This window comes from Staphylococcus sp. Y174-1 (genome assembly GCF_049897865.1).
Taxonomy (GTDB): domain Bacteria; phylum Bacillota; class Bacilli; order Staphylococcales; family Staphylococcaceae; genus Staphylococcus; species Staphylococcus saprophyticus.
Genome location: NZ_JAFCXB010000001.1, coordinates 999,627 through 1,016,292 on the forward strand (window position 1 = coordinate 999,627; position 16,666 = coordinate 1,016,292).

The 16,666-nt window shown below is 28.5% G+C and carries 22 protein-coding genes and 6 pseudogenes; 10 read left to right on the forward strand and 18 right to left on the reverse strand.

What is annotated here, in order from left to right; genetic code table 11:
• Nucleotides 1-58: 58 nt before the first annotated feature.
• Nucleotides 59-874 (reverse strand): alpha/beta hydrolase, encoded by an 816-nt coding sequence (locus tag ACP7BT_RS05000; RefSeq protein ID WP_011303567.1) that lies wholly within the window; start codon nt 872-874, stop codon nt 59-61.
• A 153-nt stretch (nt 875-1,027) separates the two neighbouring features.
• Between ACP7BT_RS05000 and ACP7BT_RS05005 the strand changes: the two genes are divergently transcribed.
• Both ACP7BT_RS05005 and ACP7BT_RS05010 read left to right on the forward strand, forming a co-directional pair.
• On the forward strand, nt 1,028-1,525 hold the full coding sequence (locus ACP7BT_RS05005; protein ID WP_041079646.1) for a MepB family protein: 498 nt from the start codon (nt 1,028-1,030) through the stop codon (nt 1,523-1,525).
• 103 nt (nt 1,526-1,628) lie between these two features.
• Nucleotides 1,629-1,901 carry a hypothetical protein gene (locus ACP7BT_RS05010; RefSeq protein ID WP_041079648.1) on the forward strand — a complete coding sequence of 91 codons (273 nt, stop codon included), beginning with the start codon at nt 1,629-1,631 and terminating at the stop codon, nt 1,899-1,901.
• A gap of 247 nt (nt 1,902-2,148) precedes the next feature.
• On the opposite strand, the gene ACP7BT_RS05015 is transcribed toward ACP7BT_RS05010, so the two are convergent.
• Both ACP7BT_RS05015 and ACP7BT_RS05020 read right to left on the reverse strand, forming a co-directional pair.
• Nucleotides 2,149-2,361 (reverse strand): helix-turn-helix domain-containing protein, encoded by a 213-nt coding sequence (locus ACP7BT_RS05015; protein ID WP_037538931.1) that lies wholly within the window; start codon nt 2,359-2,361, stop codon nt 2,149-2,151.
• 11 nt (nt 2,362-2,372) lie between these two features.
• Nucleotides 2,373-3,014, reverse strand: a complete 642-nt coding sequence (locus ACP7BT_RS05020) for a DUF2975 domain-containing protein (protein WP_100217403.1) — start codon at nt 3,012-3,014, stop codon at nt 2,373-2,375.
• Nucleotides 3,015-3,205: 191 nt separating this feature from the next.
• Between ACP7BT_RS05020 and ACP7BT_RS05025 the strand changes: the two genes are divergently transcribed.
• Together ACP7BT_RS05025 and ACP7BT_RS05030 are read left to right on the forward strand one after the other, a co-directional pair.
• On the forward strand, nt 3,206-3,433 hold the full coding sequence (locus ACP7BT_RS05025) for a CsbD family protein (protein ID WP_115340666.1): 228 nt from the start codon (nt 3,206-3,208) through the stop codon (nt 3,431-3,433).
• Nucleotides 3,434-3,664: 231 nt separating this feature from the next.
• Entirely contained in the window at nt 3,665-3,835 is a 171-nt protein-coding gene (locus ACP7BT_RS05030; protein WP_002483874.1) for a hypothetical protein, read from the forward strand.
• 344 nt (nt 3,836-4,179) lie between these two features.
• On the opposite strand, the gene ACP7BT_RS05035 is transcribed toward ACP7BT_RS05030, so the two are convergent.
• The 6 genes and pseudogenes from ACP7BT_RS05035 to ACP7BT_RS05060 form a co-directional block, all read right to left on the reverse strand.
• The gene (locus ACP7BT_RS05035; RefSeq protein WP_198065266.1) at nt 4,180-4,644 is read right to left on the reverse strand and encodes an alpha/beta fold hydrolase; all 465 of its coding nucleotides are present in this window, start codon (nt 4,642-4,644) and stop codon (nt 4,180-4,182) included.
• Nucleotides 4,645-4,676: 32 nt separating this feature from the next.
• Complete coding sequence (locus ACP7BT_RS05040) at nt 4,677-4,997, reverse strand: alpha/beta fold hydrolase (protein WP_198065267.1); 321 nt, start codon at nt 4,995-4,997, stop codon at nt 4,677-4,679.
• Nucleotides 4,998-5,158: 161 nt separating this feature from the next.
• Nucleotides 5,159-5,857 (reverse strand): DUF4396 domain-containing protein, encoded by a 699-nt coding sequence (locus ACP7BT_RS05045; RefSeq protein ID WP_228481163.1) that lies wholly within the window; start codon nt 5,855-5,857, stop codon nt 5,159-5,161.
• A gap of 202 nt (nt 5,858-6,059) precedes the next feature.
• Nucleotides 6,060-6,383, reverse strand: coding sequence for a DMT family transporter (locus ACP7BT_RS05050; protein ID WP_069821837.1), 324 nt, complete (start codon nt 6,381-6,383; stop codon nt 6,060-6,062).
• 289 nt (nt 6,384-6,672) lie between these two features.
• A pseudogene (locus ACP7BT_RS05055) lies at nt 6,673-7,068 on the reverse strand (CHAP domain-containing protein); the annotation flags it as partial.
• Between the two features lie 434 nt (nt 7,069-7,502).
• Nucleotides 7,503-7,875 (reverse strand): annotated as a pseudogene (locus tag ACP7BT_RS05060) (VOC family protein).
• A 335-nt stretch (nt 7,876-8,210) separates the two neighbouring features.
• On the opposite strand from ACP7BT_RS05060, the gene ACP7BT_RS05065 reads away from it, so the two are divergent.
• Nucleotides 8,211-9,215: a glycosyltransferase family 2 protein gene (locus tag ACP7BT_RS05065; RefSeq protein ID WP_041079652.1), complete on the forward strand. Its 1,005-nt coding sequence runs from the start codon at nt 8,211-8,213 to the stop codon at nt 9,213-9,215.
• Entirely contained in the window at nt 9,215-9,490 is a 276-nt protein-coding gene (locus ACP7BT_RS05070; protein ID WP_041079654.1) for a hypothetical protein, read from the forward strand. The genes ACP7BT_RS05065 and ACP7BT_RS05070 overlap by 1 nt, the downstream gene beginning before the upstream one ends.
• A 168-nt stretch (nt 9,491-9,658) precedes the next feature.
• Here the strand turns inward: ACP7BT_RS05070 and ACP7BT_RS05075 are convergent, their stop codons facing one another.
• Entirely contained in the window at nt 9,659-10,057 is a 399-nt protein-coding gene (locus ACP7BT_RS05075) for a VOC family protein (protein ID WP_041079656.1), read from the reverse strand.
• A gap of 106 nt (nt 10,058-10,163) precedes the next feature.
• Here ACP7BT_RS05075 and ACP7BT_RS05080 point away from each other — a divergent pair, with 106 nt between their 5' ends.
• Both ACP7BT_RS05080 and ACP7BT_RS05085 read left to right on the forward strand, forming a co-directional pair.
• On the forward strand, nt 10,164-10,832 hold the full coding sequence (locus ACP7BT_RS05080) for an HAD family hydrolase (protein WP_041079658.1): 669 nt from the start codon (nt 10,164-10,166) through the stop codon (nt 10,830-10,832).
• Between the two features lie 146 nt (nt 10,833-10,978).
• A complete protein-coding gene (locus tag ACP7BT_RS05085) occupies nt 10,979-11,335 on the forward strand; it encodes a DoxX family protein (RefSeq protein ID WP_041079660.1) in 357 nt (118 codons plus the stop codon).
• A gap of 566 nt (nt 11,336-11,901) precedes the next feature.
• On the opposite strand, the gene ACP7BT_RS05090 is transcribed toward ACP7BT_RS05085, so the two are convergent.
• Together ACP7BT_RS05090 and ACP7BT_RS05095 are read right to left on the reverse strand one after the other, a co-directional pair.
• On the reverse strand, nt 11,902-12,348 hold the full coding sequence (locus ACP7BT_RS05090) for a GNAT family N-acetyltransferase (protein WP_041079662.1): 447 nt from the start codon (nt 12,346-12,348) through the stop codon (nt 11,902-11,904).
• A gap of 286 nt (nt 12,349-12,634) precedes the next feature.
• The gene (locus tag ACP7BT_RS05095; RefSeq protein WP_041079664.1) at nt 12,635-12,865 is read right to left on the reverse strand and encodes a hypothetical protein; all 231 of its coding nucleotides are present in this window, start codon (nt 12,863-12,865) and stop codon (nt 12,635-12,637) included.
• A gap of 206 nt (nt 12,866-13,071) precedes the next feature.
• Here ACP7BT_RS05095 and ACP7BT_RS05100 point away from each other — a divergent pair, with 206 nt between their 5' ends.
• A complete protein-coding gene (locus ACP7BT_RS05100; protein WP_041079665.1) occupies nt 13,072-13,461 on the forward strand; it encodes a hypothetical protein in 390 nt (129 codons plus the stop codon).
• Between the two features lie 125 nt (nt 13,462-13,586).
• Here ACP7BT_RS05100 and hxlB read toward each other — a convergent pair.
• The 5 genes and pseudogenes from hxlB to ACP7BT_RS05125 all read right to left on the reverse strand — a co-directional run bounded on the left by hxlB (nt 13,587) and on the right by ACP7BT_RS05125 (nt 15,688).
• Nucleotides 13,587-14,131, reverse strand: a pseudogene (hxlB, locus tag ACP7BT_RS05105) (6-phospho-3-hexuloisomerase).
• A 2-nt stretch (nt 14,132-14,133) separates the two neighbouring features.
• Nucleotides 14,134-14,438, reverse strand: a pseudogene (locus ACP7BT_RS05110) (3-hexulose-6-phosphate synthase); the annotation flags it as partial.
• Nucleotides 14,439-14,543: 105 nt separating this feature from the next.
• Nucleotides 14,544-15,193, reverse strand: a pseudogene (locus ACP7BT_RS05115) (alcohol dehydrogenase catalytic domain-containing protein); the annotation flags it as partial.
• Nucleotides 15,194-15,361: 168 nt separating this feature from the next.
• Nucleotides 15,362-15,487: pseudogene (locus ACP7BT_RS05120) on the reverse strand (YolD-like family protein); the annotation flags it as partial.
• 9 nt (nt 15,488-15,496) lie between these two features.
• Entirely contained in the window at nt 15,497-15,688 is a 192-nt protein-coding gene (locus ACP7BT_RS05125) for a hypothetical protein (RefSeq protein WP_002455580.1), read from the reverse strand.
• A gap of 119 nt (nt 15,689-15,807) precedes the next feature.
• On the opposite strand from ACP7BT_RS05125, the gene ACP7BT_RS05130 reads away from it, so the two are divergent.
• A complete protein-coding gene (locus ACP7BT_RS05130) occupies nt 15,808-15,987 on the forward strand; it encodes a hypothetical protein (protein ID WP_041079670.1) in 180 nt (59 codons plus the stop codon).
• A gap of 117 nt (nt 15,988-16,104) precedes the next feature.
• Here ACP7BT_RS05130 and ACP7BT_RS05135 read toward each other — a convergent pair whose 3' ends face one another.
• On the reverse strand, nt 16,105-16,629 hold the full coding sequence (locus tag ACP7BT_RS05135; protein WP_041079671.1) for a hypothetical protein: 525 nt from the start codon (nt 16,627-16,629) through the stop codon (nt 16,105-16,107).
• Nucleotides 16,630-16,666 lie beyond the last annotated feature (37 nt).

Consider the following 16,666-nt stretch of genomic DNA (forward strand, 5'->3'; position numbering starts at 1 on the left):
ACAAATCAAACAAAATCACATCAGTTTTATTTAATTCAATTGTTGTAACCTTACTTTTTTAATTTTTATTTAATTCATTTTCAAGCCATTCAACGATTTCTTCAAAAATAAATTTATTTTGAGATTTTTCATTAAATATTTCATGTTGTAAGCGATCGTAGATATGTAATGACTTATGTACTGAACCTATTTCTTGAAAAAATTGTATAGAATCTTGATAACTTACTAAACCATCTTCTTTTCCATGTAAAATTAATACATTATCTGTAAAATTTTGAGCATGCGCTTTTAGGTATTCAATACCATCCATTAATGAAAAGATAAGCCCCATTGAAATTTGCTTCGCATTTAAGTCATCAAGTTCATATTTTTCCATTACTTCTTTTTCTGAACATACCCCTTCACCTAAACTATTTTCTAAATAAGTGTCCGGTGAGATGTTTTTATCAGGATTACCAAAAAGTTCATTATTATAACGTGTTAACGCACCTGAAGTTATCACGCCATCTACTTTATTTGGATGTTGTGTTCCATATAACGCAACGGTATAACCGCCCATACTATGTCCAATTAGATATACTTTACCGTCCATATGTGTCTTAACATCATTTGTGACCGCTTCTAAATCTTCAACAATTTCATCACTATTGCTGTAAAATGTTTGTTTTCCTTCTGAACGCCCGTGCCCTCTTTGATCATATCTTATGACATTAAAACCATTGTCATTTAAATAGCCTGTAATCTCATCATAGCGATCTAAATGTTCTGCTACTCCATGCACGATAATAATATTTGCTTTTGCTTCTTGAACATCATTCACTTTCATATAGAGTTTCGTATTATCTTTAGACTTCACATATTTAATATAATTCATATTAATCACTCCATTTTATTGAAATTATTCATACGTTACTTATTACCCTTTTTTCAAATAATTCATACGTTAAACATATATAGCATTTACTTATATATCATCTATTTGAATGCTATACTTATTTATACAAAATACATATTCCAAAGGATAACCATGTATAAATCAATCACATTAGTGCGTACATTATTTAATTCATTAAATATAAGTGCTTTAGATCACTTAACATACGAAACCTATAATGCAGAATACGAAAGCTATTGTTTTCAAATTAATCATTGTAGCTATAGACACAGATTAGCTAAAAAAACACCAACAAAATCTGGTTACTTTGTTGTTTTCTGGACTAAAGACTACGATAACAACAATAGGCCATTTACATATCAAGAAGCTAAAGATATCTTAATCATTACGGTGCTTGATCATACACACAAAGGTCTCTTTATTATCCCCAAATCTGAATTACTTGCACAACGCTTACTATATTCGGAAAATAATAAAGGGAAAATGGCAATGCGCGTTTACCCACCTTGGGAGGTCAATTTAAACCCATCAGCTCAAAAATCTCAAAAATGGCAAACGCAATATTTCATTGATCTAACACACACCACTGACTTACATTTACTGAAAAAGTTAATGACTGTTGAAGATTAATTCTTTAATGAATCACTCTTGCAATGGAAATCGTTAAAATATCATAGTTCTCCCAACTTTTTAATATCGGTTAATGATATGCTTAAATAGGAGCGTGATATAGATGTCAAAATATATATTGTCTTATAATTTAAATTCCATTTCATACGGTTATGAAAAATTACCGTCTCAATTAAATAATTTAGGAAGTGCTTTATTTATATACAGAGGCTTATGGCTTTTAAAAAATAATTTAGACAAAACTACAATTTGTGAAAGCATCAAAACTTACTTTACTTCTACCGATGATTTTCTAATATTTGAAATTGAACAAAGTCCATTAGGTACGTTAAGTGAACAAAAGTATAACGAAATTCTGCAACTACTTGATGAGTAAAATAAAAAAGATTCCATATTAATGGAATCTTTCAGACTGTCGATAAAGTCTCCGACTTTGTTGTCAGTTTTTTTATGCACGCTTTCCGCGGGCACTGCCTTAGCCTGTAGTCTTCGGCTAGTGCTATTCCCGCAGGAGTCGGCATAAATCACTGCCAATATTACAAAAAAATATAATATATAAATTAAACACATAGTGGTGTTTATTATGTTGCATAAATCATATAAACTTGACGAAGATAAATATTCTATATGTCATTATCATCTACATATTCAATAATGTCTGCTGGCTGACAATCAAGCGCTTTACAAATAGCATCTAGCGTTGAAAATCTAATTGCCTTAACCTTTCCAGTTTTTAGATTGGATAAATTTGCAATAGTTATATCTATTTCATTTGCAAGTTCACTAAGTTTAACTTTTCTATCTGCTAATATCCTATCTAACCTAATAATTATCATAAAATGATCTCCTAAATCGTACTATCGTATTCATCTTGTAAAAACATTCCATATTTGAAAACTCTACCTATTATCCAAATAATGATTCCTGCAAATATAAATGCAAAATTAAAACTAAATATAAAATCTGACAATGATTCAACTTCATTATCCATTAAAGATAGTAGTTTACTATTACCGCTAACAATACTATACGATACGTAATAACGAGCCAATCCCAAAATAGCATTATAAATACCGATAACAATAAAGCAGTAAGCTATTTTTTCAATTAAATTTGCATTCTTTAAAGTAAATATTCTTTTTTGACTAATATTTTTCAACCATTTCCTCAAAAAGTAAATTCCAATTATATAAATACAAATTAAACCAATTAATAACGCTAATAAGATAATCACTGAGGGTTTATAAAAAGTGACATCATTTAAATCATGCTTAGAAACTACATTGCTTGAAACATTAAAAGCATCATATAAACTATCTTGATTTTCATTTATTATATCATTTATAAATGACGTTGGAATAATAATTATAACTATTATACTAATTAACAAAGGTAATATACTTAATGATGTTACAACTAATGCAATAGTCACAATAATTATCAAAAGCTTTAGCAACAAGTTGAAAGATTTACTATTAAACGTATTCATGCTTAAAACCCCTTTATTTAAGATTAAACTCATTATAACAACTATTTATCAATTATCAATACTTTTTTATCGAAAAACGATAAATAAATGTACAACATGCCATCAAAATAGATTTTAATTGCGTTAAATTTTATTATTTTGTATATTATAAGTATAAGAATTTTTAAAAATATATTTTTGAGGTGAATAACTTGGCAGATGAAAGTAAATTTGAACAAGTTAAAGGTAACGTAAAAGAGACAGCAGGCAATGTTATGGATAACAAAGATTTGGAACAAGAAGGTAAAGAAGATAAAGCTTCTGGCAAAGCAAAAGAAGTAACTGAAAATACAAAAGATAAAGTTAATGATTTTATAGACAAATTAAAAAATAATATTGTGTCTACAGCTATTTGTAGCTATCCTATATCGGCAAAGTAATCATCTTTGTCGATATTTTTGAATCAATATACTACAAAGGACACGCTAAAATAGATAAAACTAAATATTGCCCACTTTTTAGTTGCAAATAAGTTTATATATAGTACAATTGAACAAATCTTATCATTTCTATATGTCATATAGTTAATGATGACTAACACAAATATTGTATCATTGTAGTTTCATAGCACTAGCTTCAATTTTACAAAATGCAATTTTAAGGGGATTTCTATGAAAATTATTAACTATGAAATTGGCGCTATCGACATAAGATATACAGTTGAAACAATTAAAGGTCATATATTTACACATTCATTTCCGAAAGACACGCCATCTAACAATGTAGAACGTTATTTAAAGCTACTATCTACCAATGTTGATGAACGAAAAGCAGAGATCTAGATAGCGGAAAGCTCTATTCGGATTAAAATATATATTTATACTAGGGATAGTTGTGTTATAAAACCATACTAATGACCATAAGCAAAAGGGACACAAAACCAAATCAAATTTCAATAAGTTCAAAATATAAAAAGAGAGTTCGTCCATTATAATTGGAGGAACTCTCTCTTTTTTAAACTGTTGTAGATTGAATATCTTTATTTATCTATTGTCGCCTTAATAATATAGTGGTTCAAAATGTTATCAATATATCCTTTTTCGCTTGTCATTCAATATTAAAGTAAATACTTAGGTGATTTTGAATAAGTATATAAACAAAATCATATTAAATGCTATTTTCAAAATTAATTAGCATTATCTAAAAAGAAGTCTGAAATTAAATTTAAAAATTGCTTTGGCGATTCTAAGTTAGCTAAATGTGCTGTATTAGGCATTGTAATCTTTTTTACATATGGTATTTCTTTAATCATTACCTCCGAAATATCATGAAAATCTTCAACATCATACTCACCATTAATAATTAATACAGGAATTCGTATATTTTTTAACTGTAAAATATGATCTTCGTTTTTTATTTCCTCACAGGAATTTTTTGCTTCAGGTTTAATTAAAAATTTCAACTGCATATCAACCACTAATTGTTTTACATCTGCGTTGATAAGTTCTGCATCCCTATTTCTTGGTATCCAAGTTTTATAGTTTAACTTTGCTGTTTCTTCAATTTTTCCTTCTTGTAATAATCGTTCTTTATCTTCCTCATATTTTTGGAGAAAAGATGAACCTTTCCATCCACCTAAAGCTGGTGACAATAATGCTAAGCTCAGACACTTTTCCGGATTTTCTAAATAAAATCAATAGCTAATTTTCCACTAAATGAAGCAGCTAAAATATGAGTTGTTTTGATGTCCAAATGTGTCAGTAGTTCATTAATAATATTACTATGAGCATAATTCCCTTCAGTAAAATCACTAAAGCCAAAGCCAGGAAGATCAAATCTAACTACTCGATATTTTTCTGATAGTAAATGGAATTCTTTATCCCACATGCGCGAATCTGCAATTCCAGCATGCAGTAATAATATATTTTCACCATGACCTTTCGATTCAAAATAAATATTAGCTCCCGCAGCTTTAAAAAACCCTTTACATTCATGTGTACTCATAGTATACGAACCCCCTGTTGATATCGATAAATAATGAGTCATACTTAAAACATGAATAAGATAAAATATTTTCTACCTTTCATATTTAACAGCTTCATTTCTTTGCGTTAACTTCTCATTTCTTTTTTGCAACTACACTTAAATTTTTAATAAGATAAAATTTACATTGCATGTTTTATACCCTTTTTAACTAAATACCAATTGATTGGATAACTTGTCATAAATCCGATTAACATCGCAATTTGCATTAAGAACCAATATTCAACATGATTAGGCTGCATGTAAGTTGGACTAACAAAGAGATGCATAATAATCATAAAACCAAACATACCAATTTCAAAAGCAATTAACGATAGCGTATCGGCTTTGATTGCGTCTACTAAATCTCTACCTGGATGGTCATGTTTAATTTCCATGTGGAAGTATTGGAACATTAAACCGAAGATATAGGCTAATATAAATTCGATAATAAACTCTGTCACCATTTGATTATTAAAAAACAATAACCCCGTAAAGAAAACAACAGGCGCACCAATTAAGTCCCCAAATGAGCAACCAGCACTACAGTGTGTTGTAGAAACAACGACACTTTTCCAAAATGGCTTATTACTATGATGTTCATGATGATGCATCGTGTCATGGTGATGATCATGCTGGTTTGACATGTGATCAACTTCTTTTTCTTTGCCTAAACGATAATAAGCGATTAATCCTAAAATCGGAAAGTACAAGCCGGTTAATGGCCACACAATATTCATAATCATCATTTGACGTTGTGGATTTTTAAATATATCTAATAGTATAATTAAAAATTGTAATATTCCTACTATAATAAATATTAAAGATATCGTCACAAACATATTAAGACCTCCTAAGATTTTATATTCAAAGGTTAAAATTTCGAACTCATATTCACGGTCAGGAATAATACTATTCATACTACCCTAAAGCTTTTATTAAATTCATTATCCTATATTTTATGTATTTCAAATAAAAAACAGCGATCCTCGTTATGATTACTGTTTTAATAAAAATTAATGTCTATGTTTTATGTAATAAAACTTACTTTGTAGTGCCAACAGTATTAAGTAGCACAATACCTAACGTAATAAAAATCATTGAAATTAAACCTATCATATTGAGTGTTTCTTTAAAAATAACTACTGATAAAATCGTACTCAATACCAAGCCTAAACCTGCCCAAGTCGCATAGCTAATACTCAAAGGCAAATACTTCATAGCTAAACTAAAGAAGTAAAAACATATAATAAAAGAAATGATTGCGGTAATACTTGGAAACAGCTTACTAAACCCAACTGATGATTTAAGTGAAACTGTACCCGTAATTTCAGTGATAATTGCGATTAATAAGTATAAGTAAGGCATAAGACTCCTTTCAAAAAGAGCAATTTGTCATCATATTTTCTTTAGTCATTATTGTATTATATCGAAAATACCTTATTAATTAAAATCGCCAACTCATAAGTAAGTTATTATATCGTTAGCACATTTAAAAATAGTGAAATTTAACGACACAATGCGATCTTTATTTTAAATTTCCTTCGACCTCAATTTAAACTTATAGTTGAGATGATTATTGCCAATGCAGACGCTTTTAAATATCTTTTTTCACACAAAAAAACACATCTATCATTAGATGTGTCATTTCAATAATTTATTGACTATATTCAGGTCTAATAAATATCATTTCTGGTTCATAATCATGAGTGACTTTATGGGCTACTTCCGTTTTATCCATGCCGCCGCCTTCCCAATTTTGATCTAAGGATTGAAATTGAGTGTAATTACCGTCGTAATTCCCATTAGTCACAATTGCAGTGTGCCCTGCACCATTACCATATGCGTCATTAAATACAACGATATCACCCGCAGTTGCTTTAAAATCTTCAGTGTTTTCATAAACTTGCGCTTCACCGATAAAATTATTTTCTTCAGGAATATCTTTAGCATAATCACCTTTTAGGCCATGACCGTATAAATAGTCCCACTGCTCATTGACTAAATCAAAACACTGCCAACCATAAGCATCATCATAATCCCAGCCTTGACCATTAAGAGATTCAACATGTTGTATTGCTTCATCCTGTGTATACTGCGTTGCTGCTGAAACACTATTGACATGACTATTAAAAATGACGCCTAACGTCATTAACAATATAAATATAAAACTTTTAACTATATAACGAAACATATAAATTCCTTTCATCAACTTTATAAGACATTCATTTTATTTTTCACTAAAATGAATATGATAAACCATCAAATTAAAACTTATCTTAAATTCAAATCACAAACAATCACTTAATATATGTAAAAGTAGTTTACCAAGCACATAAAAAACAGACCGAAACGTCAATATACGTCTCAGTCTACAACATTTTATGCCCTTTAGATTATTGAAAATAACAATGGTTATTTACTAAATAACCCCTTTTTAAAAACATCTTAATTTGATACAGTTCGACTTCTACTTATTTTCCGCAATTAATCACTAACCGCAAAATAATTTCCCTGCCCATCTTGGAAGTTAAAGACACGTACGCATGACATTTCAATAATTTCATGACCAGTTAAGCCTTTTTCCTTTAATTTCTCGTACAACGCATCGAAATCTTTCTCCTTGAACATTAATGATGGTGTACCAAGGTTCACTTCTGGACTATATTGATTCATAAATTCTTTTTCAATAATTGAAAGAGACGTTTCGACAGATGTATTAGGTGCAACTTCAATAGCTTTAAATCCCCTCTGCCAACTCTTCTTCTGAAATTACTACAAATCCCATTGTATCTACCCAAAATTCTACCGCTTTTGTTTGATCATCGACATATAACATTACTTGATTTAATTTTTCCATCAGTATATAACTCCTCCATTTTGATACATACACCATACCCATTTTATTGATATTAGAAAACATTTATCGTGTTAAGTCACCTTTATTACTCAAATTTTCAAAAAATAAGCATTTCTCTATAAATAAAATAATTATTTAAAGTTACTTTTTTGTTCACGAATTTAGTTTTACACACAAACAAAATACAATAAATAAATGATAATATTTAATTATATTTTAATGCAGCATATTTATTCCATGTATTTTGGGCGCTATATTACCAATTAATCATCATATTATTCTCTTTCTTTAAATACATAAAATACAAGTAGCTATATTTTAAAGGAGGTTTTATTATTAAAAAAGTTAGTATCATTATGCCTACTTACAATAATGGAAGTAAGCTAGAGCATACAATTCACTCTGTATTACAACAAACCATGGATAAAAGTGATTTTGAATTTATCATTATTGATGATCATTCAAATGATAATAAAACAGTGGAAATAATTAGACATTATTTAGTGAAATATCCAGAACTTATTAAGTTTAAACAATTAAGAAAAAATAGTGGTAATGCAAGTATTCCAAGAAATCATGGTATAAAAATGAGTAAAGCAGAATACATATTTTTCTTAGATTCCGATGACTTACTTCATCCCAATACGCTTAGTGATTTATATCATTATGGCCTCAAACATAATAGTGATTTGATTATTGGCAAATATGGCGTTCAGGGCAAAGGTAGAGGCGTATCTAAAGCAGCATTTGAAAAAGGAAATATTCCACAAGCAGATATTATAGAAAACAGCTTATTTTATACACTTTCAGTGCTAAAAATGTTCAAACGTAGTGTAATCGTAAAACAAAAATTCATGTTTAAAACAAATGCTAAGACCGCTGAAGATCAACTATTTACAATAGAGTTTTTAATGAATTCAAAAAAATATTCAATTAAAACAGATTACGAATATTATATTGTCGTTAATGATTTTTCTAATAAAAATCACTTATCTACAAACAAAAGTAAGCCTAAATCATACTTTTCTACAATATCTGAAATATACAAAGCTATTTATAGTAGTAAAATTTATAAAGATAAAGAAACACGTGATAAATTGGCAGGTAAATATACTACAAGACTGTTTCGACATGGACAACAGAAGCATTTTGCGTTAAGTAATCTTGATTACAAAGACAAAATTGAATGGTTAGATTATCTCTCTAAAACAATGAATCAAGTGCCTAGAAGTTCAGATAAATATGTAACTTCTCTATTTCATTTAAAATTAGAAGCTATCAGACAAAATGACTTATTATCTTTAATGATTGCAGAAAAGATATTAAAAGGAGAACAATGATGGATGAGTTCAATTACGATGATAGAAAATATCTAGAATTAGACACAGAAGATTTGAAACGTAATAAGAATAAAGTTGAATGGATATACACTAATTATGAAAATATCAAATTAGATATTCAAAACCATTCAGAAACAGCACCATTACTATTAATAAATGGTTATAGAATAGCTAAACTTAAAACTATACCCTTACAAACTCAATTAAACGATTTGAAAGCCGAGTTTAATTTTGATCAGTGTGATTACTTACGTGTTACATATAAAGAGCATTGATTGAAAGCTTTTAAAGATTAGTTAGATATTGTTTAAAATAAATTCAGATCAGCTAAATTATTAAAATAAGGTCCATATTAGGATTAAGATTCTAATATGGACCTTTATTAATTAACGTTAAATAGAAATCATACTTTTAAGCCAACCAGCTAATCACTTCACTCTTAATTAAGACTCTATACTTTGAATTTCAAGTTTTATCCTATTTGGATCTTCAAAATAAACCGCGTAATGTCCTTCTCCTCCTGCATAAGGATGTGATTCACTATATAGCATCCCCCAATTTTTATCTAACAATTCATTTGTTATACGATCTACAAGTGACTTTTCATCTACACTAAATGCTAAATGATTTAATCCAATTCTCTTTCTATGATAACCATAGCTTCTATAATCATTTTCAACTTCTACGAATACTATATACATTTTATCAAGTTTAAAACTAAACTCCTTTTTCCAATCTTGGAAAAGTTTATAGCCTAATTTAGTTAGTAACCATTCATAGAATTCTCTTGTTTCTTCTAAATTTTCTAAATATATTTCTATATGATTTATCAAACCATTCATTTAATACATCACAATCTTTCTCTAATAATATTTATTACATTAAATTCATGATATCATTATTAAAATTAATTGAATATTCCAAAAATGATTGAGGCGATTTTATATTATGATAAAAGCAATTTTATTTGATTTAGATGGAACAATTTTAGACAGAGCATCTTCTTTAAGAAATTTTATTGATTACCAATATGATAAGTTTCATAGTTACTTTAACCATGTTGATAAAATAACGTTTAAGCATAAATTTATTGAAGTAGATCATAATGGCTATGTGTGGAAGGATAAAGTTTATGCAGAGTTAATCAAAAATTTTGATATTAAACATATCAATGCCAATACACTACTAGATGATTATATTAATAATTTTTGTAACCATTGTGTACCATATCCCAATTTAAAAGAAACACTAGAAATACTTAAAACAAATAATTTCAAACTAGGTATCATCACAAATGGTAAATATTCTTTTCAATACAATAATATTAAATCATTAGATATTGAACCATACATGGATATAATTTTAGTTTCTGAAAAAGAAAATATCAAAAAGCCAAATCCTCTAATTTTTGAAAAAGCTGCGGAAAATTTGAAAGTAGCTCTATGTGAATGTGTGTTCATTGGTGATAGTTTTAAAAATGATTATGAGGCCTCAAGACTTGCTGGAATGCATAGTATATATAGATTAAACAACGAAAATGATACTCACAATGTAAATAATAGTATTAAAAATTTAAATGAAATACCTGATCTCATAAAATATGCCAATAATATATAGACAAACATTCCAATAATAAATTTAACGTTAACGTTTTACATTTTTACCTCAATTTCTTATGAACTATGAGATTAATTATTTATGTTATATATAACAAACTAAAAGGAAATGAATTACCTAAATATTTATTGAAAGGTGGTGAAATAATGAAGTTTGGAATCTTACTCATAAGATTAATGTTAGGGATTGTTTTTATAGTACACGGCGGCCAAAAAGTCTTAGGTGGCTTCAGTGAACCTATGGCTATGATGGATGGCCTTGGTTTCCCTGCGTTCTTTGGCATTGTCTTAGGACTGTTTGAACTTATTGGAGGTATCTTATTATTCTTTGGTATTCTAACTAATTATATTGCTAGTGGTTTTATAATAATTATGCTAGGTGCTTTGTTTACCGTTCATTTAAAAGAAGGTTATATGGCATCTGAATTTGTATTAACTTTATTAGTTATGAGTATCAGTATGATAGTTTCATATAATTGGAAAAAATTCGTTCAGTTCTATTAATTATAATTAGTATATGTAACTGATTTTATTTTAAAAGCCAGCCTATTCATCTAGGTGGGCTTTTGCGTACTAGTATTTTTTCAAATGTAATGCTTATTTAAACTAAATCCACCTATTTCATTCGCAACCAAAAGGTTGGTTCAAAATGAAAAAAAATTTATTTTTCTACAAAAAAATAACCACCCATGATTGGGTGGCTATGTCTGAGAATAGTCTGAATATACACCCTAGGGCGTATATTAGACCTACTCTATCCGACTACACCCTAGGGTGTGCTAGACAATAGTACAATATAACTTAGTTGATGTAAACCTAAAAACGATTTTGTGAGATAGAGATCACATTAGCAATTAAACAAATATCAATATGTTTCCAAATTATTTATAAATGAATCGAAATTTCTAATTTTTCAACTCAAACTCAATAGCAATAAAATGCAAATGAAATTCATATCTTATTATAATTTTATCTTTTCAACTGATTTATTACTCACGTTGTAAATCAATACATCTGGCATATTAAGACTTTTAAATGCTTTATAACCAAATTTATGTAGATAATGAACATTAAAATGAGCTTTCTATATTTAATAACATATCTATGTGTGGTATATCATCTTCCAAATATATTTCAGAAACTGCTTTGAAACCAAATGATTCATAAAATTCTTTTAAATATGCTTGAGCTGATATGTGAATTTGTTTTCCTGAACTATATCTATTTATATAATGTATCGTTTCTTGAACAATTTTTCTTCCATAATCTTTTCCACGGAATTTTTTTGTAACTAAAACTCTTCCAAAACTAATACCTTTTTCTTGTTCAATAATTCTTGTATACGCCACTATTGTATTATCATCTTTTAAAAGTACATGTTTTGCGTTAATATCAAATTCATCAATTTCTTGATATGGACAATTTTGTTCGACCACAAACACTTTTACCCTCTCTTGAAAAATATTCATTAATTCGGTTACTGACAATTGGTCTGTTTCTTTTACTATTAATTTCATTTAAGTTTCCTCCTCAAAATAAAAAGGCATTACCCTTATTCATCACATCAAAGATGCGCCCTAGTAGAATAAAGATAATGCCTTTAGAACATTTATCCGGGGACAAATATTCAGCATATTTATTTATTTTTTCTTATAATACCAAAGAAGTTAAGTTTTGTGAATAAAATGAATTTATTTACCTAGACTTTTGTATATGCTTATAGATTTCTAGATATTTTATAGTAATATTTTTCTCTATTTTTAATAGTGCCTTTATATAAAAAGTTAATTAATTCTAATCTCTCTACTTCCTATTCTCCCTTTTGGAAAACAAATTATAAATATTTAAAATCGCATTATTATTTTTAATAAACATACTGAAAAATGTCATTAAAGATGCAAATATTAAGGCTGCATGTAATGTTTGAAAGAAAATCTCTTTTTGACCAAAAATTAATTCAAACAAATATAGAAAACAGAAATAAGATAAAAAGAAATAAAGAAAATTCAAAAAATGTTTTCCGATCGTTTTCATAAGATGCCTCCTTTAAAAACGCTCACCATAATTATCCTTATGATTCTCCCTTTAAAAATAATTCATTATATCTAAACCTTAACATAAAATAAGTAATAGGTATCGGTAAATATAAATTATTAAAAATAACATTTTAATGTCATATTTATTCTTTAAGTGCAGTACAATTAAACTAATAATTTATTTTTTAAGGATATGTATAGTTGATGCAGTTTACAGACCAGTCAAAAAATAAACGAAATTTAAATAAAGGAGAAATCTCGGAAAAAACAGCAAATATAATGAGAATAATTTATTATAATATCGCTAAACGTTTGTCTAATGAGATGACAAATGATAATGAATTGGAAGTCATGCAAGTTTGTGATAGTTATTTAATGCGAAATGATAGTTTAACATTAGCAAATTCCAACTTAATTAATTATAAAGATCATAACCATGTAATTGTATATCGCATTAAATTAACTGCATTGAACGAACAAAGAAATGTTCTTAATCAACTTATTGAGTCAGGAGAAGTAAGTGAAAATATAGCTCTTCAAGTTAGTAAATCTATAAATTATGATGAAATGATGGTTTTAGATAAATTAATATAAAGTTTAGAGTTACATAGCGTGTGATATACTATAACAAAAAGAACCATAACTCATAGTTAAGGTTCTTTTTGTTATGTGAAATAATATAAAAAGTTCAATGTATTATTTCACTATCCATAAAAATTTTATTCTAAGTTGGCATGATTTTGTTGTATCGTAGTTTCATCAATGTCATCTTCAGACATTAATCATAAAACCACACTATCTAAAAACATTAGAGAAGATTATTCAAACAAGCTTCCAAGTGGCTGCATTGAACCTTCTACGTCATGTTTTGTTCCTGCAGGTAGAATTACCGATAAGTCGGATAGTTGACCAATTTTTGAATCTGATTTCGTAGTAATAAGCGCTACTTGCGCGCCGATTGAATTTGCTTTTTCTGCAAGTAAACGCAGATGCTCAGTTGAACCTGATCTCGAAAGGATAATAAATCATTACTGCTAATAGATGGTGTTGTAGTTTCTCCTACAACGTAGGACAGTTTACCTAATGGGTTTAATCGCATAGCAAAACTATTAGCAATAAATCCAGAACGGCCTTTATCAGCAACAAAAACACGAGGCGCTTGTGTTACTGATTCTTCAAAAGATTGGTAATCATTGTCTTCAAGGTGTGAAAATGTGCTTTCTAACTCCTTAACAGTAAGATCAAAATTATTAAATTCTGTCATAATTATCTACCTTCAATAGCATCTCTACATTGTTTTCTGGTGCTTTTGGATCATCAGTATTAGCAATACCTCCGATCACAATAACTAAATCTGGATTTTAAGAAACTATACTTTCGATAGTATCGAGTTTGATACCACCAGCCACCGCTACCTTAGAATTTTTAATTACAGATTTAACATTGCGTAAGTTCTCTAATGGTGATTGTCCTTGTGCTTGTAAATTATAATCGGTGTGTACTGCAATATAATCAGCACCCATTTCGTCTAATTCTTTTGCACGTTTTTCTATATCTTGAACAGCAATCACAAACAAGATGTTAACCAGCAAGAAAGTTGCGAACAGTTATTACAATTACCCAAACCAAAAGTAAAAGAAATTAAGAATCTTCCTGTAGCAATGACGATTAGACAAAAGAGATTCAATGGCAATTACACGTTCAGCTCCTTGTAATTTGGCAAATTTTTGTGCCATTAAACCGATTGGGCCACAACCGAGAACAATAACGGTATCTCCAGATTTTACGCCTGCATGTTCAACACTCCAATAAGCTGTTGGGACCACATCAGATAAAAATAATACTTGTTCGTCTTTCAAATCACTATCTGGAACCTTGAAGGATGAAAAGTCAGCAAATGGAACTCTTAAATACTTTGCTTGGCTGCCCAGTGGTTTCCATGCATAGCATTGCCAAAACCGAAGAGTCCACCATTATTCATTTTCCAACTTGCCGGTGATGGATTAGAATTATCACACTGAGACTCCATTTCATTATTACAATAGAAACAATCGCCACAACCTATGTTAAAAGGTATAACTACTCTATCTCCCTTTTTTAAGGTTTTAACCTCTTTTCCTACTTCTTCTACAATTCCCATTGGCTCATGTCCAATAACAAAATCAGGATCCATAAATAAATCACCTTGATGGTAAAGATGTAAATCAGAACCACATATACCTGAAGCTGTTATTTTTATAATTGCATCCGTTGATTCTTCTATTATTGGATCATGTACTTCACGCACTTCCATATTTTTATGACCTTGATAAGTAACTGCTTTCATTTAAATCACCTTAGTATTACAATGTAAACTCAAAAGAGTAAATTGATTTATTATTCTTTTGAGAGAAAATATAAGTTTATGTATTAAATATAAATATACATAATGTACATATAAATTATGTGAATTTATTGGATATAATAGCTTTTTTAAAAAGATAGTATATATAACAAAGGGTTGCCACTTAACAATTCCACGTCCTTTGGGTATACATGGATTAAGGTATTCGCTAGGTATTTCTCGATAGTCACTTGTGTATTTATATTCATCTGGTCCATTTGGATTTATTACTTTCATATAATCACCTCAAAAAAATGGAATCGTTTTACTAGCTTTTATAATATCTTTTGTGAAGAAAAATTGTTTACCTTCTCCTGTGTATGCAGGATTTAAAATCATATTCGCTTTGGCATTGTACAACCACTCTGGATTAATACCAGAATTTAATATTTCTTGAAATTCTTGAAAGTTTTTATTCCAATCTAAATTTGGAATCATATAATCACCTCATAAATATTTTAGAACATTTGTTCGTATAAATCAACTTAATATCTATTTTTCTTATAACCAATTATAATTAATCGTTAGATAAAATCAGACAATCTAGGAGAATACATATGGATTATAAAAAAGAAATTGAAAAAATGGGTTGGAATACAAAAGAAGTAACTAATCGAGTCGAAAGTTTAATAGAAGAAAAAGTAATAGATATAAAAGAAGAAGTAACCGAGGATCTATCAGTGGTTGTTGAAAAAGAAAATAATAATCCAATACTCAACGAGTTTTTAAATAAATAAAAAAAACAGCCTATCTAATCAGATAGGCTAATTTATTACAGTTTGTTAAGCGTTCCACGTCGCTTGATAGTTAAATACCCCAATTTTCTTATTGGAAACAAATCATAGCTATAAAAGTTATATAAATTGTAGTTCATATATCTCTTTATATTCATAAGTATTAAAACTATCAATATGACCTTTTAATAATATTTCTTGTTTCTTTCTACTCACATTGTGATAATATGTAAGCCTAATATTCATATCTGATTCGTAACCGTTATTTTGAATAGTATCATCCAATTCATCAAATACAGTTTTATTAATAGGTAACATATAGCTTTCTTTGCTAGGTAACATATTTATATATTTCTTTTGAATTACGTTATCTTTACCTAACATAACTTCAACAGTTATGTTTTTAGCAGCTCCTCCACCAAGGTTATATAACTTTAAATAATCTTCGTGTTCTTCAGAATTTGAAGTCGTATTTCTTAAATTCAAATTTTTATTTTCATCTTTTTCTAAAAGGATTTGATTAAACCCTAGAGCTGGTATAAAACTAATTTTCATTTGATAAAGTTGAACTGATACCGATACAAAATAAAATAACGCCATAATAAAAGTTCCTAGTGATCCAATTGCTGAAATAATATTTATCATATTAAATCTCCTTTTTTAATTTTTAGGAGACAGTAGT

Excerpts from the sequence above, each read along its gene's own strand:
- ACP7BT_RS05045 (WP_228481163.1), bottom strand. The coding sequence starts at position 5,857 with ATGTTTGTGACGATATCTTTAATATTTATTATAGTAGGAATATTACAA.
- ACP7BT_RS05125 (WP_002455580.1), bottom strand. The coding sequence starts at position 15,688 with ATGATTCCAAATTTAGATTGGAATAAAAACTTTCAAGAATTTCAAGAA.
- ACP7BT_RS05030 (WP_002483874.1), top strand. The coding sequence starts at position 3,665 with ATGAAAATTATTAACTATGAAATTGGCGCTATCGACATAAGATATACA.
- ACP7BT_RS05085 (WP_041079660.1), top strand. The coding sequence starts at position 10,979 with ATGAAGTTTGGAATCTTACTCATAAGATTAATGTTAGGGATTGTTTTT.
- ACP7BT_RS05100 (WP_041079665.1), top strand. The coding sequence starts at position 13,072 with ATGCAGTTTACAGACCAGTCAAAAAATAAACGAAATTTAAATAAAGGA.
- ACP7BT_RS05000 (WP_011303567.1), bottom strand. The coding sequence starts at position 874 with ATGAATTATATTAAATATGTGAAGTCTAAAGATAATACGAAACTCTAT.
- ACP7BT_RS05050 (WP_069821837.1), bottom strand. The coding sequence starts at position 6,383 with ATGCCTTACTTATACTTATTAATCGCAATTATCACTGAAATTACGGGT.
- ACP7BT_RS05130 (WP_041079670.1), top strand. The coding sequence starts at position 15,808 with ATGGATTATAAAAAAGAAATTGAAAAAATGGGTTGGAATACAAAAGAA.
- ACP7BT_RS05095 (WP_041079664.1), bottom strand. The coding sequence starts at position 12,865 with ATGAAAACGATCGGAAAACATTTTTTGAATTTTCTTTATTTCTTTTTA.
- ACP7BT_RS05010 (WP_041079648.1), top strand. The coding sequence starts at position 1,629 with ATGTCAAAATATATATTGTCTTATAATTTAAATTCCATTTCATACGGT.
- ACP7BT_RS05020 (WP_100217403.1), bottom strand. The coding sequence starts at position 3,014 with ATGAATACGTTTAATAGTAAATCTTTCAACTTGTTGCTAAAGCTTTTG.
- ACP7BT_RS05135 (WP_041079671.1), bottom strand. The coding sequence starts at position 16,629 with ATGATAAATATTATTTCAGCAATTGGATCACTAGGAACTTTTATTATG.
- ACP7BT_RS05040 (WP_198065267.1), bottom strand. The coding sequence starts at position 4,997 with ATGAGTACACATGAATGTAAAGGGTTTTTTAAAGCTGCGGGAGCTAAT.
- ACP7BT_RS05015 (WP_037538931.1), bottom strand. The coding sequence starts at position 2,361 with ATGATAATTATTAGGTTAGATAGGATATTAGCAGATAGAAAAGTTAAA.
- ACP7BT_RS05070 (WP_041079654.1), top strand. The coding sequence starts at position 9,215 with ATGGATGAGTTCAATTACGATGATAGAAAATATCTAGAATTAGACACA.
- ACP7BT_RS05005 (WP_041079646.1), top strand. The coding sequence starts at position 1,028 with ATGTATAAATCAATCACATTAGTGCGTACATTATTTAATTCATTAAAT.
- ACP7BT_RS05075 (WP_041079656.1), bottom strand. The coding sequence starts at position 10,057 with ATGAATGGTTTGATAAATCATATAGAAATATATTTAGAAAATTTAGAA.
- ACP7BT_RS05090 (WP_041079662.1), bottom strand. The coding sequence starts at position 12,348 with ATGAAATTAATAGTAAAAGAAACAGACCAATTGTCAGTAACCGAATTA.
- ACP7BT_RS05080 (WP_041079658.1), top strand. The coding sequence starts at position 10,164 with ATGATAAAAGCAATTTTATTTGATTTAGATGGAACAATTTTAGACAGA.